General features: G+C 66.7%; 24 protein-coding genes. 14 read left to right on the forward strand and 10 right to left on the reverse strand.

Annotation, left to right across the window (positions count from 1 at the left end; all coding sequences use genetic code 11):
* Positions 1 to 150: 150 nt before the first annotated feature.
* Positions 151 to 1,527 (reverse strand): glutamine synthetase family protein, encoded by a 1,377-nt coding sequence (locus tag B7D75_RS14750; protein ID WP_012076001.1) that lies wholly within the window; start codon positions 1,525 to 1,527, stop codon positions 151 to 153.
* Positions 1,528 to 2,082: 555 nt separating this feature from the next.
* Between B7D75_RS14750 and B7D75_RS14755 the strand changes: the two genes are divergently transcribed.
* The 3 genes from B7D75_RS14755 to B7D75_RS14765 all read left to right on the forward strand — a co-directional run bounded on the left by B7D75_RS14755 (position 2,083) and on the right by B7D75_RS14765 (position 4,866).
* Positions 2,083 to 2,793, forward strand: a complete 711-nt coding sequence (locus B7D75_RS14755) for an AzlC family ABC transporter permease (protein ID WP_034000109.1) — start codon at positions 2,083 to 2,085, stop codon at positions 2,791 to 2,793.
* Entirely contained in the window at positions 2,778 to 3,089 is a 312-nt protein-coding gene (locus B7D75_RS14760; protein WP_012076003.1) for an AzlD domain-containing protein, read from the forward strand. Before B7D75_RS14755 ends, B7D75_RS14760 begins: the two co-directional genes overlap by 16 nt.
* Before the next feature lie 118 nt (positions 3,090 to 3,207).
* Positions 3,208 to 4,866 carry a thiamine pyrophosphate-binding protein gene (locus B7D75_RS14765; RefSeq protein ID WP_107114162.1) on the forward strand — a complete coding sequence of 553 codons (1,659 nt, stop codon included), beginning with the start codon at positions 3,208 to 3,210 and terminating at the stop codon, positions 4,864 to 4,866.
* 7 nt (positions 4,867 to 4,873) lie between these two features.
* Here the strand turns inward: B7D75_RS14765 and B7D75_RS14770 are convergent, their stop codons facing one another.
* From B7D75_RS14770 to B7D75_RS14780, 3 genes are all read right to left on the reverse strand, one after another.
* Positions 4,874 to 5,548, reverse strand: a complete 675-nt coding sequence (locus tag B7D75_RS14770) for a class I SAM-dependent methyltransferase (RefSeq protein ID WP_003154725.1) — start codon at positions 5,546 to 5,548, stop codon at positions 4,874 to 4,876.
* The gene (locus tag B7D75_RS14775) at positions 5,548 to 6,456 is read right to left on the reverse strand and encodes a siderophore-interacting protein (protein ID WP_003154726.1); all 909 of its coding nucleotides are present in this window, start codon (positions 6,454 to 6,456) and stop codon (positions 5,548 to 5,550) included. Before B7D75_RS14775 ends, B7D75_RS14770 begins: the two co-directional genes overlap by 1 nt.
* A 134-nt stretch (positions 6,457 to 6,590) precedes the next feature.
* A complete protein-coding gene (locus B7D75_RS14780) occupies positions 6,591 to 8,015 on the reverse strand; it encodes an aminotransferase-like domain-containing protein (protein WP_003154728.1) in 1,425 nt (474 codons plus the stop codon).
* A gap of 179 nt (positions 8,016 to 8,194) precedes the next feature.
* Here B7D75_RS14780 and B7D75_RS14790 point away from each other — a divergent pair, with 179 nt between their 5' ends.
* The 4 genes from B7D75_RS14790 to B7D75_RS14805 all read left to right on the forward strand — a co-directional run bounded on the left by B7D75_RS14790 (position 8,195) and on the right by B7D75_RS14805 (position 10,879).
* Positions 8,195 to 8,449: a DUF1127 domain-containing protein gene (locus tag B7D75_RS14790; protein ID WP_107114163.1), complete on the forward strand. Its 255-nt coding sequence runs from the start codon at positions 8,195 to 8,197 to the stop codon at positions 8,447 to 8,449.
* Positions 8,446 to 8,688, forward strand: coding sequence for a hypothetical protein (locus B7D75_RS14795; protein WP_043101169.1), 243 nt, complete (start codon positions 8,446 to 8,448; stop codon positions 8,686 to 8,688). The genes B7D75_RS14790 and B7D75_RS14795 overlap by 4 nt, the downstream gene beginning before the upstream one ends.
* A gap of 260 nt (positions 8,689 to 8,948) precedes the next feature.
* A complete protein-coding gene (locus tag B7D75_RS14800; protein ID WP_034080540.1) occupies positions 8,949 to 10,061 on the forward strand; it encodes a hypothetical protein in 1,113 nt (370 codons plus the stop codon).
* A gap of 8 nt (positions 10,062 to 10,069) precedes the next feature.
* Positions 10,070 to 10,879 carry a hypothetical protein gene (locus B7D75_RS14805; RefSeq protein ID WP_053814016.1) on the forward strand — a complete coding sequence of 270 codons (810 nt, stop codon included), beginning with the start codon at positions 10,070 to 10,072 and terminating at the stop codon, positions 10,877 to 10,879.
* 52 nt (positions 10,880 to 10,931) lie between these two features.
* Here the strand turns inward: B7D75_RS14805 and B7D75_RS14810 are convergent, their stop codons facing one another.
* Positions 10,932 to 11,237, reverse strand: coding sequence for a winged helix-turn-helix domain-containing protein (locus B7D75_RS14810; RefSeq protein WP_034080542.1), 306 nt, complete (start codon positions 11,235 to 11,237; stop codon positions 10,932 to 10,934).
* 23 nt (positions 11,238 to 11,260) lie between these two features.
* The gene (locus B7D75_RS14815; RefSeq protein WP_107114164.1) at positions 11,261 to 11,734 is read right to left on the reverse strand and encodes an Lrp/AsnC family transcriptional regulator; all 474 of its coding nucleotides are present in this window, start codon (positions 11,732 to 11,734) and stop codon (positions 11,261 to 11,263) included.
* Positions 11,735 to 11,866: 132 nt separating this feature from the next.
* Between B7D75_RS14815 and B7D75_RS14820 the strand changes: the two genes are divergently transcribed.
* A complete protein-coding gene (locus B7D75_RS14820) occupies positions 11,867 to 12,259 on the forward strand; it encodes a hypothetical protein (protein WP_043101166.1) in 393 nt (130 codons plus the stop codon).
* Between the two features lie 151 nt (positions 12,260 to 12,410).
* Complete coding sequence (locus tag B7D75_RS14825) at positions 12,411 to 13,412, forward strand: bile acid:sodium symporter family protein (protein ID WP_034080544.1); 1,002 nt, start codon at positions 12,411 to 12,413, stop codon at positions 13,410 to 13,412.
* A 63-nt stretch (positions 13,413 to 13,475) separates the two neighbouring features.
* On the opposite strand, the gene gorA is transcribed toward B7D75_RS14825, so the two are convergent.
* The gene (gene gorA / locus B7D75_RS14830) at positions 13,476 to 14,831 is read right to left on the reverse strand and encodes a glutathione-disulfide reductase (protein WP_043101163.1); all 1,356 of its coding nucleotides are present in this window, start codon (positions 14,829 to 14,831) and stop codon (positions 13,476 to 13,478) included.
* 144 nt (positions 14,832 to 14,975) lie between these two features.
* On the opposite strand from gorA, the gene B7D75_RS14835 reads away from it, so the two are divergent.
* Positions 14,976 to 15,398: a VOC family protein gene (locus tag B7D75_RS14835; protein WP_043101161.1), complete on the forward strand. Its 423-nt coding sequence runs from the start codon at positions 14,976 to 14,978 to the stop codon at positions 15,396 to 15,398.
* 144 nt (positions 15,399 to 15,542) lie between these two features.
* Here the strand turns inward: B7D75_RS14835 and galU are convergent, their stop codons facing one another.
* Positions 15,543 to 16,382, reverse strand: a complete 840-nt coding sequence (gene galU / locus B7D75_RS14840) for a UTP--glucose-1-phosphate uridylyltransferase GalU (RefSeq protein ID WP_003088639.1) — start codon at positions 16,380 to 16,382, stop codon at positions 15,543 to 15,545.
* Between the two features lie 47 nt (positions 16,383 to 16,429).
* Positions 16,430 to 17,791, reverse strand: coding sequence for a UDP-glucose 6-dehydrogenase (locus tag B7D75_RS14845; RefSeq protein ID WP_043101158.1), 1,362 nt, complete (start codon positions 17,789 to 17,791; stop codon positions 16,430 to 16,432).
* Positions 17,792 to 17,943: 152 nt separating this feature from the next.
* Between B7D75_RS14845 and B7D75_RS14850 the strand changes: the two genes are divergently transcribed.
* A complete protein-coding gene (locus tag B7D75_RS14850; protein WP_003154814.1) occupies positions 17,944 to 18,168 on the forward strand; it encodes a DUF3203 family protein in 225 nt (74 codons plus the stop codon).
* Positions 18,169 to 18,174: 6 nt separating this feature from the next.
* On the opposite strand, the gene mexZ is transcribed toward B7D75_RS14850, so the two are convergent.
* Complete coding sequence (gene mexZ, locus B7D75_RS14855; RefSeq protein WP_107114165.1) at positions 18,175 to 18,807, reverse strand: efflux pump transcriptional repressor MexZ; 633 nt, start codon at positions 18,805 to 18,807, stop codon at positions 18,175 to 18,177.
* Positions 18,808 to 18,972: 165 nt separating this feature from the next.
* On the opposite strand from mexZ, the gene mexX reads away from it, so the two are divergent.
* The 3 genes from mexX to oprA are packed head-to-tail and all read left to right on the forward strand — an operon-like array spanning position 18,973 to position 24,719.
* A complete protein-coding gene (gene mexX / locus B7D75_RS14860) occupies positions 18,973 to 20,163 on the forward strand; it encodes a multidrug efflux RND transporter periplasmic adaptor subunit MexX (protein WP_053817287.1) in 1,191 nt (396 codons plus the stop codon).
* A 15-nt stretch (positions 20,164 to 20,178) separates the two neighbouring features.
* Positions 20,179 to 23,316, forward strand: coding sequence for a multidrug efflux RND transporter permease subunit MexY (mexY, locus tag B7D75_RS14865; RefSeq protein ID WP_107114166.1), 3,138 nt, complete (start codon positions 20,179 to 20,181; stop codon positions 23,314 to 23,316).
* A complete protein-coding gene (oprA, locus tag B7D75_RS14870; protein ID WP_012076019.1) occupies positions 23,316 to 24,719 on the forward strand; it encodes a multidrug efflux transporter outer membrane subunit OprA in 1,404 nt (467 codons plus the stop codon). Before mexY ends, oprA begins: the two co-directional genes overlap by 1 nt.
* The last annotated feature ends 7 nt before the right edge of the window (positions 24,720 to 24,726 follow it).

The raw sequence follows: 24,726 nt of genomic DNA on the forward strand, positions 1-24,726 counted from the left end.
GCTTGCCTCGATTTCTTCTTTTTCTAATGCACAGCAAAGGAAGGCGGACAGGCGGAAACCGCAGGCTTGCCGCTGTCTACCTCCAGCAAGAATGGGGACCTCGACGGAAGTGCGGACGGGCGGCGCCGGCTCGGCACCGCCCGCCCCCGCTTACACGGTGTGCAGGTACCAGTTGTATTCCAGGTCGGAGATCGAGTACTCGAATTCCTCCAGCTCGCTCTCCTTGCAGGCGACGAAGATGTCGATGTACTTCGGATCGATGTACTTCGCCAGGATCTCGCTGTCGTCCAGCTCGCGCAGGGCGTCGCGCAGGTTGTTCGGCAGGCTCGGCTCCAACTGCTCGTAGGAGTTGCCTTCGATCGGCGCGCCCGGCTCGACCTGGTTGCTCAGCCCGTGGTGGACCCCGGCCAGCACCGCTGCCAGCAGCAGGTAGGGGTTGGCGTCGGCGCCGGCCACGCGGTGCTCCAGGCGCACCGCGTCCGGGCTGCCGGTGGGCACGCGCAGGGCCACGGTGCGGTTGTCCAGGCCCCAGCTCGGCGCGTTCGGCACGTAGAACTGCGAACCGAAGCGGCGGTAGGAGTTGACGTTGGGGCAGAGGAAGGCCATGGAGGCCGGCAGGGTCTCGAGCACACCGCCGATCGCATGGCGCAATGCGGCGTTCTGCTCGGGGTCCTCGCTGGTGAAGATGTTGTTGCCGTGCTTGTCGAGCAGCGAGATGTGCACGTGCAGTCCGTTCCCGGCCTGGCCCGGATAGGGCTTGGCCATGAAGGTGGTGTCCATCTCGTGGTCGTAGGCGATGTTCTTGATCAGGCGCTTGAGCAGCACCGCATAGTCGCAGGCCTTCATCGGGTCGGCGACATGATGCAGGTTGACCTCGAACTGCGCCGGAGCGGATTCGGCGACGATGGCGTCGGCCGGGATGCCCTGGGCGCGGGCGCCGTCGATGATGTCCTGGAGGCACTCGACGTATTCGTCGAGGTCGTCGATGGAATACACCTGCACCGACTGCGGGCGCTTGCCGGAGATCGGCGAGCGCGGCGGCTGCGGCCGGCCGTTCACGTTCTCCTGGTCGATCAGGTAGAACTCCAGTTCGAAGGCGGCGACGATGGTCAGTTCCATCTCGGTGAACTTGGCCACCACCTGGCGCAGGACTTCGCGGGGGTCGGCGAAGAAGGGATCACCTTCCAGCTCATGCATGGTCATCAGCAGTTGCGCGGTGGGGCGCTTCTGCCAGGGCTCCATGGAGAGGGTGCCGGGGATCGGATAGCAGATCCGGTCGGCGTCGCCGATGTCGAGACCCAGGCCGGTGCTCTCCACGGTGGAGCCGGTGATGTCGAGGGCGAACAGGGAAGCGGGAAGGTTGATACCTTTTTCGAAGACTTTGGGCAGACTGTTGCGTTCGATCCGCTTGCCGCGAACCACGCCATTCATGTCTGAAATCAGAAGGTCGACGAACTGGACCTCGGGATGTTCCTGAAGGAACAGGCTCGGCTCAGTGAGCTGAACGGCACGCAGGGGTACCGACATGATGCAACACCTTTTTTGTTAAAAATTTCAATCATGCGGGGGCTGGAGCCAGAGTCAATCGGAAAGCCAATTTGTTGTCAATAGCCCCTCCTCGATGCACACAAAATGCCGGGCGGCCGTAGAAAGGGCCTTCCAGGGCAGCAGGAAAGCGGTGAAAGCCAGGCCGGGCACGGTGTTCAACCGGGTGCAGCGGATATTTTACAGACGGCGTTGTACGAAAAATTGAACAAGGCTAAGCTGTGCCCACCCTACAACAGCAATAAACCGGGTGTTCCATGCCTTACCAGCCGTCCCTCGGCGCCAAGTTCCGTGGCCACAAGATCGGTCAGCATCCGCGCTAGCTGCGCTCCCTATCCCCGTCTGTCCCTGCCTTCGCCAGCCTCGCCGCCGTGGCCCGTGTTCGGCCGGCGAACGTCTCGCCACATCATCCTTATATAAGGAAGGACGGCGATCGCCTTTCGCACAGCCGCGAGCGGAGACGAACAGCAATATCGTTCAAGCCAGACCCGGACGCCCCCTGGCATGCTGGCCCGACGTCCACCACCTGCCATGCCCATGACCGCTACCGACCTGCCCCGCCACGCCTTTCTCCGCGGAGCCGTCGCCATCCTGCCACTGTCCCTGGCCGTCGCGCCCTGGGGCCTGCTGGCCGGATCGATGGCCATCGAAGCCAACCTGACCCCCGCCGAAGGCCAGGGCCTGTCCGCCATCGTCTTCGCCGGCGCCGCCCAGTTGGTGGCGATCGGCATGCTCAAGGGGGGCGCCGGTTTCTTCTCGATCATCTTCACCACCCTGCTGCTGACCTCCCAGCACCTGCTCTACGGCATGAGCCTGCGCCCGGTGCTGTCGCCGCTACCGGGACGCTGGCGGGTCGGCCTCGGCTTCCTGCTCACCGACGAATTCTTCGCTCTCGCCAGCCAGCACGACCAGCGCAACTTCGACCGCTGGTACGCACTCGGCGTCGGCCTGACCTTCTATGCCGCCTGGAACCTCTTCACCCTCGCCGGCATCCTCCTCGGTCGCAGCATTCCCGGCCTCGAGCACCTTGGCCTGGACTTCTCCATCGCCGCCACCTTCATCGCCCTGGTCGCGCCGCTGGTACGCAACGTGCCGACCGTGGTCTGCGTCGCCACCGCGCTGTTCTGCTCGGTGCTGTTCAGCTATTGGCAATGGAGTTCGGCGCTGGTCCTGGCCGGTCTCGCCGGGATGGCCGCCGGTTTCGTCTGCAACAAGCTGTATCGGGAGGCTCCATGGTCTGGGCAGTGATCTTCGGCATGGGCGCGATCGTCTTTCTCAACCGCTACCTGTTCCTCGAACCGCGCCTGCCGATCCGCCTGGGCAGCAACCTTCGGCAGTTCCTCGGCTTCGCCGTGCCGGGTATGCTCACGGCGATCTGCGGCCCCATCGTGTTCATGCCCGAGGGACGCATCGACCTCGGCTACGACAATCCCTACCTGGTCAGCGGCGTGGTCACCGTGGCGCTGGTGCTCTACACCCGCAACACCCTGGCGAGCATGTTGCTGGGCATGGCGTTCTTCTTTTTCTTCAAGTGGCTGGTCTGACCGGGACCGGCCAGCGCTTCATGCGCAACGGGAATGAACTCGCGAAGAAAGGTCGCTTGGCGCCCACGCGCTTTCGGCCGAAGATCGGCGCATCGACCCTTCTCGCAGCGAGGTTCCCATGGCCGACTCCCTTCCCCGGCGCAATGGCGGGCAGATCCTGGTGGAAGCGCTGCGGCGCAACGCCGTCGATACGGTCTATTGCATCCCCGGTGAAAGCTACCTGCCGGTGCTCGACGCGCTGCACGACGCCGCCGGCATCCGTACCGTCGTCACCCGTCACGAAGGCGCCGCCTCGAACATGGCCGACGCCTACGGCAAGCTGAGCGGACGACCGGGCATCTGCTTCGTCACCCGCGGCCCCGGCGCCACCCACGCGGCCAATGGCGTGCACACCGCGAAGCAGGACTCGACGCCGATGATCCTGTTCATCGGCCAGGTGGAAAGCGCCTTCAAGGGCCGCGAGGCGTTCCAGGAAGTCGACTATGTGCAGATGTTCTCCGGCCTGGCCAAATGGGTCGTGGAAATAGACCGCATCGACCGGATACCGGAACTCGTCGCCCGCGCCTTCGGTGTCGCCACCTCGGGCCGGCCGGGCCCGGTGGTGGTCGCGCTGCCCGAGGAGATCCTGTTCGGTTCCGCGCAGGTCGCGGACGCACCGGCGCCACGCTTGCTGCCTGGCCAGCCTGCGGCCGCGGCGATGGGCGAACTGCAAGAGCGTCTGGACCGCGCGCAGCGTCCGCTGCTGGTGCTCGGCGGCAGCGGCTGGGACGAGACCGCCCGCAAGCGCCTGGCGGCCTTCGTTCATGCCAACGGCCTGCCGGTGGCCGCCTCGTTCCGCCGCCAGGACCTGTTCGACAACCGCGATCCGCACTATGTCGGACAACTGGGCTTCGGCGCCGCGCCAGGTCTGCTCGAGCGTGTTCGACAGGCCGACCTGCTGCTGGTGCTCGGTTCGCGCCTGAGCGAAACGCCGAGCGCCGGCTACAGCCTGGTCGGTTGCCCCGAGCCGGCGCAGGCGCTGGTCCACGTCCATGCCGACGGCGCGGAGCTCAACCGCGTCTACCTGGCGCACCTGCCGATCCAGGCCACTCCCGCCGCCTTCGCCGAGGCCCTCGCCGCCCTGCCGCCACGGCCCTCGCCGCCCTGGCAGGCCTGGCGCGAAGCCGCCCGCGCCGACTACCTGGCGTACTCGACCCCCGTCGCCAGCGACCCGGCGTTGCAGGGCGTCGACCTGGCGGCGGTGGTCGCGCATCTGGATGAAACCTTGCCGGACGATGCGGTGATCGCCAACGGCGCCGGCAACTACGCGGTCTGGGTGCACCGCTTCTACCGCTATCGCCAGGCCCGCACGCAGTTGGCGCCGACCAATGGCGCCATGGGCTACGGCCTGCCCGCGGCGATCGCCGCCAGCCTGCGCGAGCCGCGGCGCGACGTGGTGTGCTTCGCCGGCGACGGCTGCTTCATGATGTACCCGCAGGAACTGGCGACCGCCGCGCAGTTCGGCGCGACACCGGTGGTGATCGTGGTCAACAACGGCATGCTCGGGACCATCCGCATGCACCAGGAGCGCGCATACCCAGGACGCGTTTCCGCCACCACCCTGGTCAATCCCGACTTCGTCGCCCTGGCGCGGGCGTTCGGCGCCTACGCCGAGCGGGTGGAACGCAGCGCCGACTTCCCCGAGGCATTCCGCCGCGCCCGCGCAAGCGGGCGCCCGGCGCTGCTCGAACTGCTCACCGATCCGCGCCAGGTCACGCCACAGGCACGCCTCGCCTGAATCGCGCTCAGGCGGCGCGAAAGGCGATCCAGGCCTGGTAGCCGACAGCCTGGAAGTAGCGTCCGGGCAGGACGAAGCCGCTCTCCGTGAGCAATTCGCCAAGACGCTGCTCGGAGAGCGGATCGAAGTCGTCGCGCAAGCGTTGCAGCATGCCGCCGGCCTCTTCGGCCGACAGCCCGAGCAGGCGGCAGGCCTCGGCCTGCACCGGCCGCTCGAAGGCGTCCCGCGGCTCCATCAGGTTCGCCAGCAGCAACGGCGCCGCCGGCGCCAGGCGCGCGGCGATCGTCTCGAGGAAGCGAAGCTTGGCCTCGTCACCCCGGATGAAGTGCAGCACCAGCAGGAGCAGCGCCGCGTCGTAGGGAGGCGACGCGGGCAGGCCGGCCACTTCGCCACAGTGCAGGTCGATCCGCTCGAGCAGGCCGAGCATGGCGAAGCGTTGCCGGGCCAGCGCCAGCATGTCCGCCGACAGGTCCAGGGCGACGAACCGCCAGCCTGGGCGCTGTCCGGCCAGTTCCGCCAGTTCGCCACCGGCGCCGCAGCCGACGCTGAGCAGGCGCGCCCGTTCCGGCAGGCGGGCGAGCAACTGGGCGCGACTGAGCAGGTGCAACAACTCGTAGCCTGGTAGCAGGCAACCGATGCGCGACTCGTAGCTGTCCGCGTCCTTCCCGACGAAACGGCTCATCAGTCGAAGACCTTGCCCAGGCGCCAGTAACCCATCAGCGTCAGGTGGCGTTTGTCGATACCGCGTTCCTTCACCAGGTAGCGCCGGATCGCCATCACCGCCGCCGACTCGCCGGCGACCCAGGCGTAGAAGGTGCCGCTTTCGGGATTGGCCAGTTCCCAGAGGATTTCCTCGTCGACATCGACATCCTCCAGCTCCTGGATGGCGCTGCCGACCATCTCGCTTTCCGGCAGGCGCGCCAGGCGCGCCGCCTCGATCATCCGCTCGCCGTTGCGCGAGTGGATCCCGGCCTGGTGGCGCGGCAACCAGTGCAGGCGCGCGCCGGGAATCGCCGGCAGGTCGAGGATGTCGGCCTCCTCCGGGACCTCGAGGAAGGCTTCGATTGCCGGCGGTTGCGCCTCACCGGCAAGCGCCTCGAGAATGCCCGCCACCGCCGGCAAGGCGGTTTCGTCGGCGATCAGCAGGATATGCCGGACACCGGCCGGCGGCTTCCACTCGTAGCCGCCGGGATCCTCGCCGTAATGACGGTTGGGCGCGGCCAGCTGCAGGCGGTCGCCGACCCGGGCGTGGGTCGCCCAGGCCGAGGCCGGGCCGTTCTCGCCGTGCAGGACGAATTCCACGTCGACCTCTTCCTGCTCGGCGCGCAAGGCGCGGATGGTATAGGTACGCATCGGCGGCCGGCGCGCCGGCTCGACGCTGCGGTAGGCCTGGTACCACTGGCTGCCGCCCGGCAGGCTGGGCGGCTGGCCGCTGGCATCGGGAAAGAAGATCTTGATCCGCTGGTCGGCGGCCAGGGTCTTCATCTCGGCGACCTCCGGGCCGCCGAAGACGAAACGGGTCAGCGCAGGACTGAGCCGCTCGCGGCGCTTGAGTTCGACATTGAACAATCGATAGGCGGGTTGCGACATGACGATGGTCTCCTGGTGACCGGCGCCCCATGGCGCCGGCGGATGCATGCGTCAGGCAACTCTAGCAGACGATGCGAATGATTAGCATTTGACATTTGCGCAATCATTCGCTGCGTCGCGAGCACGCCTGGCACTCAGGCTTCGCAAGGCTCCAGCAATTCGCAGGCGGACTCCCCTACCCGCCTGACCGCCTGTTCGATGGCCGGCGTCGGCGGCGCCGCGTAGTTCATCCGCAGGCAGTTCCGATACTTGCCGGAGGCGGAGAAGATGCAGCCCACCGCCACCTGCACCCCACGCTGGCGCAGGGCCTTGTCCAGGCGCAGGGTGTCGAAGCCTTCCTCCAGCTCGACCCAGAGCAGGAAACCGCCCTGCGGCCGGCTGGCGCGGGTACCTTCGGGGAAATAGCGCGCCACCCAGTCGATCATCAGGTCGCGGCCGCGCTGGTATTGCGCGCGCATGCGCCGCAAGTGCGGTTCGTAGTGGCCGTTGCCGATGAATTCGGCGATCGCCAGCTGCGGCTGCAGGGCGCTCGCCCCGGTGCTGATGTACTTCATGTGCAGCACCCGGTCGGCATAGCGCCCGGGAACCATCCAGCCGATCCGCAGCCCCGGCGCGAGGACCTTGGAGAACGAACCGCAGAGCAGCACCCGGCCATCGTCGTCGTATGACTTGATGGTGCGCGGGCGCGGATAGGTGTAGGCCAGGTCGCCGTAGACGTCGTCCTCGATGATCGCCACGTCGTAGCGCTGCGCCAGCGCCAGCAGGGCCCGCTTGCGCGACTCCGGCATGATGTAGCCGAGCGGATTGTTGCAGTTCGGCGTGACCTGGATGGCCTTGATCGGCCATTGCTCCAGCGCCAGTTCGAGAGCCTCCAGGCTGATGCCGTTGACCGGGTCGGTTGGAATCTCCAGGGCCTTCATGCCCAGTCCCTTCAGCGATTGCATGGCGCCGTGGAAGCTCGGCGACTCCACCGCGACGATGTCGCCCGGCTCGCACACCGCGCGGATGCTCACCGACAGCGCCTCGTGGCAACCGGTGGTGATCACCACGTCGCTGGCGTTCGCCCGGCAACCGGAATCCACCAGCAGACGGGCGATCTCCTCGCGCAGCAGCGGCGAGCCATGAATACCGTCATAGGCCAGGGCGCGGGCATCGGCATGCCGGTTGAGGCGCGCCAGGCTGCGGGTCAGCGGCTTCAGCGAGGCGCTGGAAATATCCGGCATGCCACGGCCGAGCTGGACCACGTCCGGGCGCGGCACCGTGCTGACCAGGGCCAGTACCTGCTCCCATTGCGAGATTTCCACCGGCCGCTGGGCCAGCCGGGCGATCGCCGGCAACGGCGGCATCTGCCGTGCCGCCGGGACGAAATAGCCGGATTTCGGCCGTGGTTCGGCGAGGCCTCGATCCTCCAGCAGCCTGTATGCCTGTTGCACGGTGCTCAGGCTGACGCCGTGCTCGATGCTCATCGCGCGTACTGAAGGCAGCCGGTCGCCCGGCCGGTAGAGGCCCTGTTCGATACGCGAGCCGAGGGTCTCGGCGAGTTGCAGATAAAGGGTCATGAACGGGACTCCAGCGAGATCGAAAGCGGGACCGGTACAGATGGCGTGGAAATCCACCATTCAGGCCGGGAAGCGTCTGATCTGTATGCAGTCAACCCACCTTTTCTGGACCTGTACGGAACAGCGCGCAGTGGCCATTCTATCTCCATCGTCCAGCCGATCAACACGGAGTACGCAGCATGTCGGGATACAGCGCGAGAACCGAGCACCGCCAACGCCTCGATGGCCACCTACCCTTCGCCGTGATGGATACCCTGGCCCAGGCCCTGCGCCGCGGCTATCGACTGGCCAGGCACCGCCAGCAGACCCGGCGTGCTCTGCTGGAACTGGAAGCGGCGGAACTTAAGGACATCGGCCTGAGCGCCGAGCAGGCCCGCGAGGAAGCCTCGCGACCGTTCTGGCAGGCTGGCAGCCCCCGCGGGAGGAACGCATGATCCGCTGTCGCAACTGCGCTGAATACCCGGCCACCGAAGAGCATATCTGTATGGTCTGCAAGCGTCGATCCGACATCGATCCATACAAGGCACTGATCGCCATGGCCCTGCTGGTGTATTGCGGCGTCAGCCTGGCGGCCTATCTGAAACCCCGACTGCCGCCCGCTCCCGCCGCCCAGATCGAACGCTACCAGGAGAGCAGCGCAGGGCGGACGGCCATCGGCCAGGGGGGCGGCTGAAGCACGGAACGCATGTTAGGGAGGGGAGGCAAGCTGAGCCCCTCCCGTTTTTGTCCCCCTGCCAACCTGGATTCGTCTGCAACAGCCCTGACGATACCTTTGTCGCGTTTTTGCGAACCACCGCGACCTTTGCCGATTTTCCCTTCGCCACCCGCTTCCACGGCCGCCCCGCTGCCTAGTATCCCGCCCGCCGGCTGTTCGCAACCGGCGACAGGCCGAAGGCGCCGCATCCGGCGGCGCCTCGCATACGAGGATGGAACATGAGGCACTTCAGTTCGCTGTGGCTGGCGACAACCCTGGCGGCCATCTCAGGCTACGCCCAGGCAGATTACTTTTCCGATACGCTGACCAAGGCACTCCACTACCACGCAGTCAAGACCGACAACTCGATCGACTTCGACGAACAAACGCTGAAGAACACCTTCCTGGTCGAGCCTGAATCGATCTACTCCGACACCGTATCCAACCCGCCCATTCTCAACAGCATCGGCTGGGCGAGCGCTGTCGGCGATTTCAATCGCGACCAGGGCACGGCATTCGATCCCGAGGAGACGCTCGGCATCTTCCTTCGCGAGACCGGACTGACCAAGGCGCGCCCGCATAGCGACATCGCCGTCGACCGGGTGCCGGAGGGCTATGTCAGCTTCGAACGCGACGACCCGCTGATCCTCGCCAATGTGCTCAAGGCCGGGGTGGATGCCGACCTCTACTATCATGCCTACGAACTCTTCGGCTGGCGCTACGGCACCATTGCCGCCAAGTTCGCTCTTGCCGCGCAATACCTGCGTGACTCGATGAACGCCATTCCGCTAGCGCAGCACCGGGCCAACGGCATAGACGCCGGGGTCCTGACCCGCTTCAAGGCGGCCCAGAGCTATACGCAGCTCAGTCACGGCGACCAGAACTATCTGATGGGCATCCTCGACTACCAGTTGAGGAGCCCGGACTATCGCGACGGCCAGGGCGGCTTCCATTTGCCTCCACAGTACCGACTGGCTCGCCTGGCCGCAGCCTACCGCTATCGCAACGGTTTCATTTCCAGCACCCCGATCTGTACCGCGGACGGCCGCTACAGCGGCACCGACGGCGCCGAGCCATGCCTCAACGACATGACCGACAAGGCGCTGTTCGACTGGTACAAGGAAAAGTACCGCGACCAGATGAAGCCTCGCTCCCCCGAGGAGCCCCAGAGCAGTTTCCTCGCCAAGCTGCTGGAGGTGATCGTACCGATCGCCACGCTGTTCGATGGCCTGGCTTTGTTCGAATCCTTCGAAGCCGCCGAGGCTGGCGAGCTGGGTGCCGAAGGCGCGTTCAGCGAAGAAGAGGCGGAAGGCATTTCCGCTGCATCCCTAAGCAAGATCTGTCGTATCTGAGGCTCGTCATGACTATCGTCAAAGGTATTTCCCGGTTTTTCCTCGCTTTCGGCCTCAGCCTTGCCAGTGGATTCTCCCAGGCCGGCCCGGTGGTCACGGTGGAAGCGGTCAGCTCCGTGAACGAACAGGTCTCCTCGCGGCTACTCAAATCCGTGCGCTACCACGTCGACATGGCGGCACGCGCTGTCGCCGAAGAGCAATTGAACCCGTCCAACGCGGCGAAAAAGGAACTGGTCTCGAAATGGCGCTCCAGTACCACCGCGCGCTTCGAATACCGCTACGTCCAGGAAGGCGTCGAACATCTGCGCGTCTATAACGCGATGTCCGGGCAAGACCTGCGCGACCTGCTCAAGGTGCCGCAGGACCATCCGCTCTATTCGGGGTTCGACGAACGCTTCGCCGCAAGAGGCGCCAATGCCGAGCGCTACGTGAAGAACATCGAGGTTCCCGATTCACGCTTCAGCGCATCGCTGGACATTCGCCAGGCCGACGCCGAGCTGAAAGCGCTGCGCAACCTGGAGAGCGATATCCGCAGTGGTCTCGTCCCCAGCGGTGGGCGCCTGACCGGTTTCATTTCCCAGGCTCCTTGCGAATCGTGCAAGCCCATGCTGGAAAACGTACTGCCGGAAACCGGCTACGTCAGCGAGGCCCACGTTTCCTACCTGCCGAACGCCAGGGAAGCGGCCTCGGATCTGGAGCGGCAGATCGCCAACAAGTTCTATGGAGTCAAGAAGAACCTGGTGAGCAAGGATGTTCTGGAAAAAGCCGCGGCGGCCAACGCCTCGGCGGAAGGTGGTGCGCTGGAAGCCTGTCTATGACGATCCTGGCCGTCTCCAGCGAGACGGCCTTCCTTGTTCGCGCGGGCTCGACTCAGGCGGGTAATGCCGGATATTCCAGCGCCTCGGCGAGCTTCGCGCGATGTCGCGTCACCCATTCCCGCCGAACCGCGCCCCAGTCGCGGATCACATAGCCACCCTGGTGGTTACGCGCGCCTTCCTGCTGCTCGAACTCGCAGACGATATCCAGTTCCTCCAGCGCGGCGATGGTGTCCTGGGCGGTGCGTCGCGGCATGCCGGTGGCAGCCATGATCTCCGGCACGCTGGCAACGCCGCTGTCGATCAGGTGGGCGACATAGAGGCGGCGATAGAAGCTGGACTTGGTCTTGCTGATGGCCATGGACAGGCGTTCTCCGTGAAGGCTCAGGGGGCGAGCAGAGGCAAGGTAGTGGTGGACTTGATTTCCGACAGGGCGACGATGGAGTTGACCTCCTGGATACCCGGCACCGCCGACAGCTTCTCGAAGAAGAAGCGTTCATAGGACTCGATGTCGCGGGTGACGATGCGCAGCATGAAGTCCACCGCGCCCATCAGTACGTGACACTCCAGCACCTCGGGAAACTGGTGCATCGCCTCGGCGAAGTCGGTGAGGTTCTTGCGTCCGTGGGCGTTGAGCTTGATCTGGGCGAATACCTGGGTATTCAGGCCGATCTTCTTGCGGTCGAGCAGGGTCACCTGCTTGCGGATCACCCCCTCCTCCTTCAGGCGCTGGATGCGCCGCCAGCAGGGCGATTGGGAAAGTCCGATACGCTCGGCGATCTCGGCGGTGGACAGCGAGGATTCCTCCTGCAATAGCGCAAGAATACGCTGATCGTGTGCATCCAATGAAATGGACATATAAATTCCCTACAAGCACATTTACAGGGAACGATTATGCACAAATAACCCGTATTCACGCAAAAACAGGATAAAAACTTCCAGCGGGCTTTGGGAGAATTTCTCTCGTCGAAACACTGCCTGGAGCTTCACATGTCTACCCTCGCCCCTGTTTTCCCGGCCAAGCACCCACGCGGCGAAGAGCGCCAGGTGATCCGGCCGAACGTCTGGGAAAGCTCTTGCGCAGACGGCGAAACCCTGTCGATCTTCCACGTCGAGGGCATGGCCGATCCCGAGTTGCTGTGCCGGGTGCTCAATCTGTTCGCCGTGCAGTCCTTCACCCCGGAGCGAGTACGGGCTGACCGCGAGGAGCACAAGATCCGCCTGACCCTCTCCTACCAGGGGCTGAGCCAGCACCGCGCCAGCGTGATCGCGGAAAAGCTGCGCTCGCTGGTCACCGTGCTCGGCGTACGCCTGGAGTTTTCCCCTCTCGCGGGCAAGATCCGCCCCAGCCTCAGCGAGCCCCTGCTCGCCAGCGTCGTCTGAGCCCCGGGGCGGCGCCTGCGTCGCCCTGTCCATTCAGCGTCATCGGCTGGCCTTCTGGCGTTAGCCGGTCGCCGGCCCCATGGCTACAGTGCAGGTTCGCCAGGCAGCCACGAGACTGCCGTGTGTTCTCCCGATCCTGCAGAGCGTGCCCATGTCCCGACCGCGTTTCCTTCCGGATAACTTCACCCTGGCGCTGATCGCCACCGTCCTGCTCGCTACCTTCCTGCCCTGTAGCGGCCAGACCGCCGTGGTCTTCGAATGGGTGACCAACATCGGCATCGGCCTGCTGTTCTTCCTCCACGGCGCCAAGCTGTCGCGCCAGGCGATCATCGCCGGCATGACCCACTGGCGCCTGCACCTGCTGGTGTTCGCCTGCACCTTCGTGATGTTCCCGCTGCTCGGCCTGGCGCTGAAGCCAGCGCTGTCGCCGATGGTCACACCGGAGCTGTACCTCGGCATCCTGTTCCTCTGCGCCCTGCCGGCCACCGTGCAATCTTCCATCGCCTTCACCTCGCTGGCCCGCGGCAACGTGCCGGCGGCGGTCTGCAGCGCCTCGGTATCGAGCCTGCTCGGGGTGTTCCTCACCCCGCTGCTGGTCAAGCTGCTGCTCGGCGCCGAAGGCGAGACCGGCAACGCACTGGACGCCATCGGCAAGATCACCCTGCAATTGCTGGTGCCGTTCATCGCCGGCCAGCTCCTGCGGCGCTGGATCGGCGCCTGGGTGGAGCGCAACAAGCCGGTGCTGCGCTATGTCGACCAGGGCTCGATCCTGCTGGTGGTCTACACCGCCTTCAGCGCGGCGGTGATCCAGGGCCTGTGGCATGAAGTGCCCTGGCTGGCGCTGATCGGCCTGACCGTCGCCTGCTGCGTGATCCTCGCCCTGGCCCTGGTGCTGACCACGGTGCTGGCGCGGCGCCTGGGCTTCAGCAAGGAAGACGAGATCACCATCGTTTTCTGCGGTTCGAAAAAGAGCCTGGCCACCGGCGTGCCCATGGCCAAGGTGCTGTTCGCCACCAGCGCGGTGGGGCCGATGGTGCTGCCGCTGATGCTGTTCCATCAGATCCAGCTGATGGTCTGCGCGGTGCTCGCTCAGCGCTACGCGAGGCGCCGCGATGACGCAGCGGCGGCGCTGGCGGAAGCATCCTCGCGCTGAGGCGACGCGTTCGCGGAAACGAAGAAGCCGGCCCATGAGCCGGCTTCTTCGTCTCGACGCGGCTCAGCGCGTCGGCGTGCGCAGGGTGACGAACTCTTCCGCCGCGGTCGGATGGATACCGATGGTCTCGTCGAAGACCTGCTTGGTCGCCCCGGCTTTCATCGCCACCGCGATACCCTGGAGGATCTCGCCGGCCTCGGCGCCAACCATGTGGCAGCCCAGCACCCTGTCGTCGTGGGCATCGACGATCAGCTTCATCAGGGTCTTTTCCTGGTTGTCGGTGAGGGTCAGCTTCATCGGTCGGAAGCGGCTCTCGAAGATCTTCACCTTGTGCCCGGCGCTCAGCGCCTCTTCCTCGGTCAGGCCGACGGTGCCGATGTTGGGCAGGCTGAACACCGCGGTGGGAATCAGCTTGTAGTCCACCGGACGGAACTCCTCGGGCTTGAACAGCCGACGCGCCACCGCCATGCCCTCGGCCAGCGCCACCGGGGTGAGCTGCACGCGACCGATCACGTCGCCAAGGGCGAGAATCGACGGCTCGCTGGTCTGGTAGTGCTCGTCGACCTCGATGAAACCTTTGTCGGTCAGCTTCACTCCGGTGTTCTCCAGGCCGAGGTCGTCCAGCATCGGCCGCCGTCCGGTGGCGTAGAACACGCAGTCCGCCTCCAGTACCCGGCCGTCCTTGAGGGTCGCGGCCAGGCTGCCATCGGCCTGCTTGTCGATACGGGCGATGTCGCTGTTGAACTGCAGGTCGAGCCCCCTCTTGCCCAGTTCGTCGCGCAGGTGCTCACGCACGCTGCGGTCGAAGCCGCGCAGGAACAGGTCGCGACGGTAGAGCAAGGTGGTCTCGGCGCCCAGGCCGTTGAAGATCGAGGCGAACTCTACGGCGATGTAGCCGCCGCCGACCACCAGCACGCGGCGCGGCAGGCGCTCGAGGAAGAACGCCTCGTTGGAGGTGATCGCGTGTTCCTTGCCCGGAATCTCCGGCACCTGCGGCCAGCCGCCGGTGGCGATGAGAATGTGCCTGGCGCTGAAGCGCTGGCCGTCCACCTCGACGCTGTGCGCATCGAGCAGGCGGGCGTGGCCTTCGAGAAGGGTCACCCCGCTGTTCACCAGCAGGTTGCGATAGATGCCGTTGAGGCGGTGGATCTCGCGGTTCTTGTTGCCGATCAGGGTCGCCCAGTCGAAGCGCGCCTCGCCGGCGCTCCAGCCATAGGCCCGGGCCTGTTCGAAGTCTTCGCTGTAGTGCGCGCCGTAGACCAGCAGCTTCTTCGGTACGCAACCGACGTTGACGCAGGTGCCGCCCAGGTAGCGGCTCTCCGCCACCGCGACGCGGGCACCGAAGCCGGCGGCGAAACGGGCGGCGCGGACGCCCCCGGAGCCGGCGCCGATGACGAACAGATCGAAATCGAAAGACATGTTCCTACTCCTGGATCAGATGCGTTCCAGCATAACCCATTCCCTGCCGCGGACTCCTGCCGGATCGGCGCAAAAACCTGTCGCAACGGCTCGGCGCGGAGCCTGGCCAGCGATGGGCTATCCTTGTCCGAGGAGGTAATCGCGATGTCCCCCACCCTCACCCACCTCGCACTGCACGTCCCCGACCTCGACGCCTGCATCGCCTTCTACGAAACCTTCTGCGGCATGCGGGTGATCCACCGGCGCCCCGGCAAAGGCTCGCAGATCGTCTGGATGGCCGAGCCCGGCCAGGAACACCGCTTCATCTTCGTCATCATGCCCGGCGGCCAGCCGCGCAACCTCGCCAGCGACGACTACAGCCATTTCGGCTTCGCCCTCTCCAGCCGCGCAGCGGTGGACGATCTGGCGCGCCGCGCCGAGGCCGCCGGCTGCCTGGTCTGGGCGCCGCGCGACGAGCCCTATCCGGTCGGCTACTACTGCGGCCTGCGCGATCCCGCGGGCAACTACGTGGAGTTCAGCTACGGCCAGCCGCTGGGCCCGGGCTCCGAGGCGCTGCCGATTCCCTGACCGGGCGCGGAGGTGCCGCCTGGCCTGGGCCACGCCCGCCGACAGCTCACGTAGGGCGGATAACCCCCCATGGCCGTTCGCCCCATACGAAAAACGCCGCGCCCCCATCGGGGACGCGGCGTTTTTCATCGGGAACGGCGAGGCTCAGTGAGCCTTGCCGGTCTTGTAGAGGTTTTCGTAGCAGAAGTTGGTCGCCTCGATGTAGCCCTCGGCGCTGCCGCAGTCGAAACGCTTGCCCTTGAACTTGTAGGCCAGCACGCAGCCGTCCTGGGCCTGCTTCATCAGGGCGTCGGTGATCTGGATCTCGCCACCCTTGCCCGGCTCGGTCTGCTCGATCAGGTCGAAGATATCCGGGGTCAGGATGTAGCGGCCGATGATCGCCAGGTTCGACGGTGCCTCTTCCGGCTTCGGTTTCTCGACCATGGTGTTCACCCGGAAGATGTCGTCGCGGATCATCTCGCCGGCGATCACGCCGTACTTGTTGGTTTCCTCCGGCGGCACTTCCTGGATCGCCACGATGGAGCAGCGGAACTGGTTGTACAGCTTGACCATCTGCTTCAGCACACTGTCGCCTTCCAGGTTCAGGCACAGGTCGTCGGCCAGGACCACGGCGAACGGCTCGTCGCCGATCAGCGGACGGCCGGTGAGGATCGCATGGCCGAGGCCCTTCATCTCGACCTGGCGGGTGTAGGCGAAGGTGCACTCGTCGATCAGCCGGCGGATGCCAACGAGGTACTTTTCCTTGTCGGTGTTGCGGATCTGGTGCTCCAGCTCGTAGCTGATGTCGAAGTGGTCTTCCAGGGAGCGCTTGCCGCGCCCGGTGACGATGCCGATTTCGGAAAGGCCGGCCTCCAGCGCCTCCTCCACCGCGTACTGGATCAGCGGCTTGTTCACCACCGGCAGCATTTCCTTGGGCATGGCCTTGGTGGCCGGGAGGAAACGGGTACCGTAGCCGGCGGCCGGGAAAAGACATTTCTTGATCATGAGAATCCTTCGACATGGACGAAGTATGCGGATGGCGCGCAGTCTAATCAGGCTGCGCTCGCCTTACAATGCCCGGCCCTTGGACGTCCTATGCCCTGGTAGATGAAGCCCAGTTCCGCCATCCGCGCCGGCGCGTAGAGATTCCGACCGTCGACCAACAGGGGAGTTCGCATGGATCCGCGGATTTTCTCGAAGTCCGGCTGGCGGAACTGTTTCCATTCGGTCACCAGAACCAGGGCGTCGGCGCCCTCTACCGCCACATAGGGCGAGTCGTGCAGGGTCAACTGGGCGCAGGCCAGCGCCTGCGGATAGCGCGCGGCGACCCCGGCGTTGGCCACCGGGTCATGGGCCCTGACCCTCACCCCGTGGCGCAGCAGCGCGTCCAGCAGGACCAGGCTCGGCGCCTCGCGCAGGTCGTCGGTCCCCGGCTTGAAGGCCAGCCCCCAGAGCGCCACGGTGCGCCCCTGCCAGCGGCCCTGGAACAGCTCGCCGAGGGTCTCGAAGAGCAGTTCCTTCTGCCGCGCGTTGCGCGCTTCCACGGCGCGCAGGATCGCGCTGTCGAACCCCTGCCGCTCGGCGCTGCGGATCAGCGCGCGGACATCCTTGGGAAAGCAGGAGCCGCCGTAGCCGCAGCCGGCATAGATGAAATGGGTGCCGATGCGCCTGTCGCTGCCCATGCCACGGCGCACCTCCTCGATATCGACGCCGGTGAGACTGCACAGCCCGGCCATCTCGTTCATGAAGGAAATCTTCGTGGCGAGGAAGGCGTTGGCCGCGTACTTGCTGAACTCCGCCTCGCGGCGTCCCATCAGCAGGACCCGCTCGTGGTTGCGCAGGAACGGTGCGTAGAGCTGGCGCAGGGTCTCGCCGGCCTGCGCCTCGGCGCTGCCGATGATGACCCGGTCCGGGCGCATGAAGTCGTCCACCGCCGAACCTTCCTTGAGGAATTCCGGATTGCTCGCCACCGCCACCCTGAAGCGCTTGCGCCGACGCGCCAGGCCCAGGCGGATGATCTCTTCGACCCGCTCGGCGGTGCCCACCGGCACGGTCGACTTGTTCACCACGATGCAGTCCTGGCGTAGCTGTGCGCCCAGTTCCTCGGCAACCGCCAGCACATGGCTGAGGTCGGCGGAGCCATCCTCGCCGCAGGGCGTGCCGACGGCGATGAAGACCACCTCGGCATCCACCAGGCCTTGCGCGAGGCTGGTGGTGAAGGTCAGGCGCGCGGCATCCAGCTGGTCGCGCAGGATATTCTCCAGGCCCGGTTCGTAGATAGGCGTTTCGCCGCGCCGCAGTCGCGCGACCCGCTCGCGGTCGCGCTCCACGCAGCGCACCTGGTTGCCCATTTCGGCGAAACAGGCCGCCGTCACCAGCCCCACATAGCCCGCCCCAATCACGCATAGCCGCATCGCGTCGTCCTCCGCTGGCCTCGCCGTCTCTGCCGACGATTGCAGCCAAGCGCGGTGGCAGGCTCATGACCAGACCATGAAGCTGCTGTGACAGAACCCGGGACGGCCATCCACGGTCCACCCAGAGTGAGCGAAAAAAACAGGAGGCTCCCATGGCCATCGAAATCGATTCGGATCAAGGCGTCTGCAGCGTCGAGATCGAAGGCAGCCGGCATCGCGCGGCGATCGACAGCCTGCGCGTCGGCACCGACGCCGAGGCTCGCCTGTCGGTGCTCTACATCGACGGCAGGCGCCTGCACATCAGCGAGGAAGATGCCCAGCGGCTGGTGGTGGCCGGCGCCGAGGACCAGCGCCGACACCTGATGGCGGACGACTGAGCGGCGTCAGGCCTCGGCGCGCAACAGGTGGGGAGAACCGCGCAGGCTGTCGATGCCGGCGCGGAACAGGCGTTCGGCGCGGTTCCAGGGATCGTTGCGCAACCGCTCGGTCCAGGCCAGGGTGCCGCAGACCCCGTCCCACAAGGATTGCAGGTAGACGCTGGCCAGCTCGACGTCGAGCCGCGCCGGCAGTTCGCCCTGCGCCACCGCCCGGCGGATCAGGCGCAGGCCCAGGCGCTGGCCCTGCTTCTCGAGCAGTTCGCGCCGGCGCAGCAGCGGCTCGTTCTCGTCGCTGCGCTCGCACTTGAGATAGAGGATCTCCAGCACCCGTTGCACCGACCCGGGCTCGCAGCACTGGCGAAGGAAGCCCATGCCGGCGCGCAGGAGGATATCCAGCGCCGGCACGTCCGCGCGCTCGTCGGGCACCTCGATGCGGGCGAAGGCCCGGTCGCACATCGCCAGGCAGACCTCGATCTTGTTCTTGTAGTGGCCATAGACCGCTCCGCGAGAAACCCCGGCGGCATCCGCCAGGTCGGCCATGGCAGCGTTGCCCACGCCCTTTTCCAGGAAGACCCGCTCGGCGGCGTCGAGTATGCCGTCACGGGTCTTCTGGGATTCCTCTTTGGTTTTTCTGGCCACTGAACGTCCTCACAAGGGAAAGGCGCCGCAAATCATAAGGATATGTTACAGAAACGCCAATTAATCAATCACTCATGACTGATTATATGCTACTGTCGCGCCGCTCGTGGGTTGCACCGCCCATTTCCGGGCACGCCCACAGACTCATGAATCCGAGGGACATCCATGCACATCCAATGGACCGGCTCGCTGCGCGGGCTGCTGGCGACCCTGGTCGCCCTATTCCTGCTGGGCTGCGACAAGGCTCCGGAAGCCGAGAAGGCCACGGACGCTCCCGCCGAAGTCGGGGTGATCGTGGCGAAACCGGCGCCGATCGGTATCACCAGCGAACTGCCCGGCCGCCTCGAGGCCTACCGCCAGGCCGAGGTACGCGCGCGGGTCGCCGGCATCGTCACCCGCCGCCTGTACGAGGAGGGCCAGGATGTTCGCGCCGGCACCGTGCTGTTCCAGATCGACCCGGCGCCGCTGAAGGCCGCCCTCGACATCAGCCGCGGCGCCCTGGCGCGGGCCGAGGCCAGCCACGCGGCGGCGGCCGACAAGCTCAAGCGCTACGCCGACCTGGTCAAGGACCGCGCCATCAGCGAACGCGAGTACACCGAGGCGCAGACCGACGCACGGCAGAGCCTGGCGCAGATCGCCTCGGCCCGGGCCGAGCTGGAGCAGGCCCGCCTGCGCCTGGGCTACGCCACGGTAACCGCGCCGATCGACGGACGCGCGCGACGCGCGCTGGTCACCGAAGGCGCGCTGGTCGGCGAGGACTCGCCGACGCCGCTGACCCGCGTCGAGCAGATCGATCCGATCTACGTGAACTTTTCCCAGCCGGCCGGCGAAGTCGCCGCCATGCAACGGGCGATCCGCGAGGGCCAGGTGCAGGGCGTCGCCGACAAGGACATCGCCGTGCGCCTGGTCCTGGCCGACGGCAGCGAGTACCCGCTGGCCGGCGAGCTGCTGTTCTCCGACCTGGCGGTGGATCCCGGCACCGACACCATCGCCATGCGCGCCCTGTTCCGCAATCCGCATCGCGAATTGCTGCCGGGTGGCTACGTGCAGGTACGCTTGCAGCGCGCAGTGAACCCGCAGGCGATCACTGTCCCGCGCGACGCGCTGATCCGCACCGCCCAGTCCGCCGTGGTCAAGGTGGTCAATCCACAGGGAGTGGTGGAAGACGTGGAAGTCCACGCCGACACCCTGCAGGGCCGCGACTGGATCGTCAGCCGCGGGCTCAAGGGCGGCGAACGGGTGATCGTCGAGAACGCCGCCCAGCATGCCGCCGGTTCCAGCGTACAGGCGGTGGTCCGCCAGCCGGCCAGCGCCGGCGTCCCCTCACCGCTGGCCGCCTCGCCAGCGGGCCAGTGACGGAGAACACTACGAATGGCTCGTTTCTTCATTGACCGGCCGGTCTTCGCCTGGGTGGTTTCCCTGCTGATCGTGCTCGCCGGGATCCTGGCGATCCGCTTCCTGCCGGTCGCCCAGTACCCGGACATCGCGCCGCCGGTGGTCAACGTCAGCGCCAGCTATCCCGGCGCCTCGGCCAAGGTGGTCGAGGAAGCGCTGACCGCGATCATCGAGCGCGAGATGAACGGCGCGCCCGGCCTGCTCTACACCAAGGCCACCAGCAGCACCGGCCAGGCCTCGCTGACCCTGACCTTCCGCCAGGGCGTGAACGCCGACCTCGCCGCGGTGGAAGTGCAGAACCGCCTGAAGATCGTCGAATCGCGCCTGCCCGAGTCGGTGCGGCGCGACGGCATCTACGTGGAGAAAGCGGCGGACAGCATCCAGCTGATCGTCACCCTCACCTCCGCCAGCGGTCGCTACGGTGCCATGGAGCTGGGCGAGATCGCCTCGTCCAACGTGCTCCAGGCGCTGCGCCGGGTGGAAGGCGTGGGCAAGGTCGAGACCTGGGGCGCCGAGTACGCCATGCGCATCTGGCCGGACCCGGCCAGGCTGACCTCGATGAACCTCAGCGCCAGCGACCTGGTCAACGCCGTGCGCCGGCACAACGCCCGTCTCACCGTGGGCGACATCGGCAACCTCGGGGTCCCCGACTCGGCACCGATCAGCGCCACGGTGAAGGTCGACGACACCCTGGTGACGCCCGAGCAGTTCGGCGAGATTCCCCTGCGCATCCGCGCCGATGGCGGCGCGATCCGCCTGCGCGATGTGGCCCGCGTCGAGTTCGGCCAGAGCGAGTACGGCTTCGTCTCGCGGGTCAACCAGATGACCGCCACCGGCCTGGCGGTGAAGATGGCGCCCGGCTCCAACGCGGTGGCCACCGCCAAGCGCATCCGCGCCACCCTCGACGAGCTGTCGCGCTACTTCCCCGAAGGCGTGAGCTACAACATTCCCTACGACACCTCGGCGTTCGTCGAGATTTCGATCAGGAAGGTGGTCAGCACCCTGCTCGAGGCAATGCTCCTGGTGTTCGCCGTGATGTACCTGTTCATGCAGAACTTCCGCGCCACCCTGATCCCGACGCTGGTGGTGCCGGTTGCCCTGCTCGGCACCTTCACGGTGATGCTCGGCCTGGGCTTCTCGATCAACGTGCTGACCATGTTCGGCATGGTCCTGGCGATCGGCATCCTGGTGGACGACGCGATCATCGTGGTGGAGAACGTCGAGCGCCTGATGGCCGAGGAAGGCCTGTCGCCGCACGACGCCACGGTCAAGGCGATGCGCCAGATCAGCGGGGCGATCGTCGGCATCACCGTGGTGCTGGTCTCGGTGTTCGTGCCGATGGCCTTCTTCAGCGGCGCGGTGGGCAACATCTACCGCCAGTTCGCGGTGACCCTGGCGGTGTCCATCGGCTTCTCGGCGTTCCTCGCGCTGTCCTTGACCCCGGCGCTGTGCGCCACCCTGCTGCGCCCGCTCGACGCCGGCCACCACGAGAAGCGCGGCTTCTTCGGCTGGTTCAACCGTACCTTCCTGCGCCTGACCGGGCGCTACCAGAAGGCCGTGGGCGGGATTCTCGCCCGGCCGATCCGCTGGATGCTGGTCTACGCCCTGGTCATCGGCGTGGTCGCCCTGCTCTTCGCGCGCCTGCCCCAGGCGTTCCTGCCGGAAGAGGACCAGGGCGACTTCATGATCATGGTGATGCAGCCCGAGGGCACGCCGATGGCGGAAACCATGGCCAACGTCGCCGACGTCGAGCGCTACCTGGCGGAACACGAACCGGTGGCCTACGCCTATGCGGTCGGCGGCTTCAGCCTGTACGGCGACGGCACCAGTTCGGCGATGATCTTCGCCACCCTGAAGGACTGGTCCGAGCGCCAGGACGCCAGCCAGCACGTCGGCGCCATCGTCGAGCGGATCAACCAGCGCTTCGCCGGCCTGCCCAACCGCACGGTGTACGCGATGAACTCGCCGCCGCTGCCGGACCTGGGCTCCACCAGCGGCTTCGACTTCCGCCTGCAGGACCGCGGCGGGGTCGGCTACGACGCCCTGGTCAAGGCCCGCGACCAACTCCTGGCACGCGCCGCCGAGGACCCGCGGCTGGCCAACGTGATGTTCGCCGGCCAGGGCGAGGCGCCGCAGATCCGCCTGGACATCGACCGGCGCAAGGCGGAGACCCTCGGGGTGAGCATGGACGAGATCAACACCACCCTGGCCGTGATGTTCGGCTCGGACTACATCGGCGACTTCATGCACGGCAGCCAGGTGCGCAAGGTGGTGGTCCAGGCTGATGGCGCCAGGCGCCTGAGCATCGACGACATCGGCAAGCTGCACGTGCGCAACGAGCAGGGCGAGATGGTCCCGCTGGCGACGTTCGCCAGGGCCGCCTGGACCCTCGGCCCGCCGCAACTGACCCGCTACAACGGCTATCCCTCGTTCAACCTCGAGGGCCAGGCCGCGCCGGGCTACAGCAGCGGCGAGGCGATGGCGGCGATGGAACAGCTGATGCAGGGCCTGCCCGAGGGCGTCGCCCACGAGTGGTCCGGCCAGTCCTACGAGGAACGCCTGTCCGGCGCCCAGGCGCCGGCGCTGTTCACCCTCTCGGTGCTGATCGTGTTCCTCGCCCTGGCCGCCCTCTACGAGAGCTGGTCGATCCCGCTGGCGGTGATCCTGGTGGTGCCGCTGGGCGTGCTCGGCGCGCTGCTCGGGGTGAGCCTGCGCGGCCTGCCCAACGACATCTACTTCAAGGTCGGCCTGATCACCATCATCGGCCTCTCGGCGAAGAACGCCATCCTCATCATCGAGGTGGCCAAGGACCATTACCAGGAAGGCATGGACCTGCTGCGGGCGACCCTGGAAGCCGCGCGCCTGCGCCTGCGGCCGATCGTCATGACCTCGCTGGCCTTCGGTTTCGGGGTGATCCCGCTGGCGCTCTCCAGCGGCGCCGGTTCCGGCGCCCAGATCGCCATCGGCACCGGGGTGCTCGGCGGGATAGTCACCGCCACCGTGCTCGCGGTGTTCCTGGTGCCGCTGTTCTTCCTGGTGGTCGGCCGCCTGTTCCGGCTGCGCAAGGCGCCTCGCGCCGATGCGTCGGCCAATACCCCAACGGAGCTGACCTGATGCCCCTTTCGAAACTCTCGGCCTCCTCCCTGGCGCTGTGCCTGGGCCTGCTCGGCGCCTGTTCGCTGGCGCCCCGCTACCAGCGCCCGGAGGCGCCGATCCCGACGGCCTATCCGGCCGTCCCGGCGAGCCAGCAGGCTGGCGACCGGGCCAGGCTGGACGACTGGCAACAACAGTTCACCGACCCGGTGCTGCGCCAGATGATCGGCCAGGCCCTGGAGCACAACCGCAACCTGCGCGTCGCCGCCCTGCGCATCGAGGAAGCCCGCGCGCTATATGGCGTACAGGCCTCGGAGCGCTTGCCGACGCTGGAGGCCAGCGGTCGCTACGAGCGCGAGCGCATGCGCGGCGAAACCCGCGAGGCCGGCCAGGTCGAACAGCGCTATCGGGTCGCAGCCGGCATCAGCGCCTTCGAGCTGGACTTCTTCGGCCGGGTGAAAAACCTCGGCGACGCCGCCCTGGCCGACTACCTGGCCAGCGAGGAGGCCCAGCGCAGCGCGCGGATCGCCCTGATCGCCGAGGTCGCCGGCGGCTACGTGCAGGAACGGGCGCTGTACGCACAGCAACGGCTGGCGGAACGCACCCTGCACGCGCGGGAAAACGGCCTGGCGCTGGTGCGCAAGCGCTACGCCGCCGGGATGAGCACGCGCATCGACCTGCGCAGCGAGGAAATGCTGGTGGAAAGCGCCCGCGCCACCCACGCCGCGCTGGTTCGCGAACGCAGCCAGGCGGTCAGCGGTCTGCAGCTGCTGCTCGGCGACTTCACCGGCGACTGGCAGGATAGCCAGCTGGACCTGGAGCACCTCCAGCTGCAGCCACTGCCCGCCGGACTGCCCTCGGAGCTACTCGCGCGGCGTCCGGACATCCGCCAGGCCGAACAACAACTGCGCGCGGCCAACGCCAACATCGGCGCGGCGCGCGCGGCGTTCTTCCCGAGCCTGCGCCTGAGCACCGACCTGGGCTCGGCCAGTTCAGGCCTGCACGGCCTGTTCAGGGGCGGCAGCCGGGTCTGGACCTTCAGCCCGCAGATGACCCTGCCGATCTTCGACGGCGGACGCAACCGCGCCAATCTCGACCTCGCCGAAGTGCGCAAGGACATCGCCGTCAACCGCTACGAGGAAAGCATCCAGGTCGCCTTCCGCGAGGTCGCCGACGCGCTCAGCGCCGGCGACCAGCTGGAGCTCCAGCTGCGCGCGCAGCGCGCTGTCCGCGACGCCGACCGTGAACGCCTGCAACTGGTACGCAAGCGCTATGCCAAGGGTGTCGCCAATTACCTGGAAATGCTCGACGCCCAGCGCAGCCTGTTCGACTCGGAACAGCAACTGATCCACCTGCGGGGCCTGCGCCTGAACAATGGCGTCGCCCTCTATCGCGCCCTCGGCGGCGGCTGGTCGCAAGGCTGAGACGCCC

The sequence above is a fragment of the Pseudomonas paraeruginosa genome (genome assembly GCF_003025345.2).
GTDB classification, from domain to species: domain Bacteria; phylum Pseudomonadota; class Gammaproteobacteria; order Pseudomonadales; family Pseudomonadaceae; genus Pseudomonas; species Pseudomonas paraeruginosa.

Excerpts from the sequence above, each read along its gene's own strand:
- B7D75_RS14765 (WP_107114162.1), top strand. The coding sequence starts at position 3,208 with ATGGCCGACTCCCTTCCCCGGCGCAATGGCGGGCAGATCCTGGTGGAA.
- B7D75_RS14795 (WP_043101169.1), top strand. The coding sequence starts at position 8,446 with ATGATCCGCTGTCGCAACTGCGCTGAATACCCGGCCACCGAAGAGCAT.
- B7D75_RS14790 (WP_107114163.1), top strand. The coding sequence starts at position 8,195 with ATGTCGGGATACAGCGCGAGAACCGAGCACCGCCAACGCCTCGATGGC.
- B7D75_RS14805 (WP_053814016.1), top strand. The coding sequence starts at position 10,070 with ATGACTATCGTCAAAGGTATTTCCCGGTTTTTCCTCGCTTTCGGCCTC.
- B7D75_RS14825 (WP_034080544.1), top strand. The coding sequence starts at position 12,411 with ATGTCCCGACCGCGTTTCCTTCCGGATAACTTCACCCTGGCGCTGATC.
- B7D75_RS14815 (WP_107114164.1), bottom strand. The coding sequence starts at position 11,734 with ATGTCCATTTCATTGGATGCACACGATCAGCGTATTCTTGCGCTATTG.
- B7D75_RS14780 (WP_003154728.1), bottom strand. The coding sequence starts at position 8,015 with ATGACCCTTTATCTGCAACTCGCCGAGACCCTCGGCTCGCGTATCGAA.
- B7D75_RS14835 (WP_043101161.1), top strand. The coding sequence starts at position 14,976 with ATGTCCCCCACCCTCACCCACCTCGCACTGCACGTCCCCGACCTCGAC.
- B7D75_RS14800 (WP_034080540.1), top strand. The coding sequence starts at position 8,949 with ATGAGGCACTTCAGTTCGCTGTGGCTGGCGACAACCCTGGCGGCCATC.
- B7D75_RS14750 (WP_012076001.1), bottom strand. The coding sequence starts at position 1,527 with ATGTCGGTACCCCTGCGTGCCGTTCAGCTCACTGAGCCGAGCCTGTTC.
- B7D75_RS14755 (WP_034000109.1), top strand. The coding sequence starts at position 2,083 with ATGACCGCTACCGACCTGCCCCGCCACGCCTTTCTCCGCGGAGCCGTC.
- mexX (WP_053817287.1), top strand. The coding sequence starts at position 18,973 with ATGCACATCCAATGGACCGGCTCGCTGCGCGGGCTGCTGGCGACCCTG.
- B7D75_RS14810 (WP_034080542.1), bottom strand. The coding sequence starts at position 11,237 with ATGGCCATCAGCAAGACCAAGTCCAGCTTCTATCGCCGCCTCTATGTC.
- oprA (WP_012076019.1), top strand. The coding sequence starts at position 23,316 with ATGCCCCTTTCGAAACTCTCGGCCTCCTCCCTGGCGCTGTGCCTGGGC.
- B7D75_RS14820 (WP_043101166.1), top strand. The coding sequence starts at position 11,867 with ATGTCTACCCTCGCCCCTGTTTTCCCGGCCAAGCACCCACGCGGCGAA.
- galU (WP_003088639.1), bottom strand. The coding sequence starts at position 16,382 with ATGATCAAGAAATGTCTTTTCCCGGCCGCCGGCTACGGTACCCGTTTC.
- B7D75_RS14760 (WP_012076003.1), top strand. The coding sequence starts at position 2,778 with ATGGTCTGGGCAGTGATCTTCGGCATGGGCGCGATCGTCTTTCTCAAC.
- B7D75_RS14770 (WP_003154725.1), bottom strand. The coding sequence starts at position 5,548 with ATGAGCCGTTTCGTCGGGAAGGACGCGGACAGCTACGAGTCGCGCATC.
- mexY (WP_107114166.1), top strand. The coding sequence starts at position 20,179 with ATGGCTCGTTTCTTCATTGACCGGCCGGTCTTCGCCTGGGTGGTTTCC.
- gorA (WP_043101163.1), bottom strand. The coding sequence starts at position 14,831 with ATGTCTTTCGATTTCGATCTGTTCGTCATCGGCGCCGGCTCCGGGGGC.
- B7D75_RS14775 (WP_003154726.1), bottom strand. The coding sequence starts at position 6,456 with ATGTCGCAACCCGCCTATCGATTGTTCAATGTCGAACTCAAGCGCCGC.
- B7D75_RS14850 (WP_003154814.1), top strand. The coding sequence starts at position 17,944 with ATGGCCATCGAAATCGATTCGGATCAAGGCGTCTGCAGCGTCGAGATC.
- B7D75_RS14845 (WP_043101158.1), bottom strand. The coding sequence starts at position 17,791 with ATGCGGCTATGCGTGATTGGGGCGGGCTATGTGGGGCTGGTGACGGCG.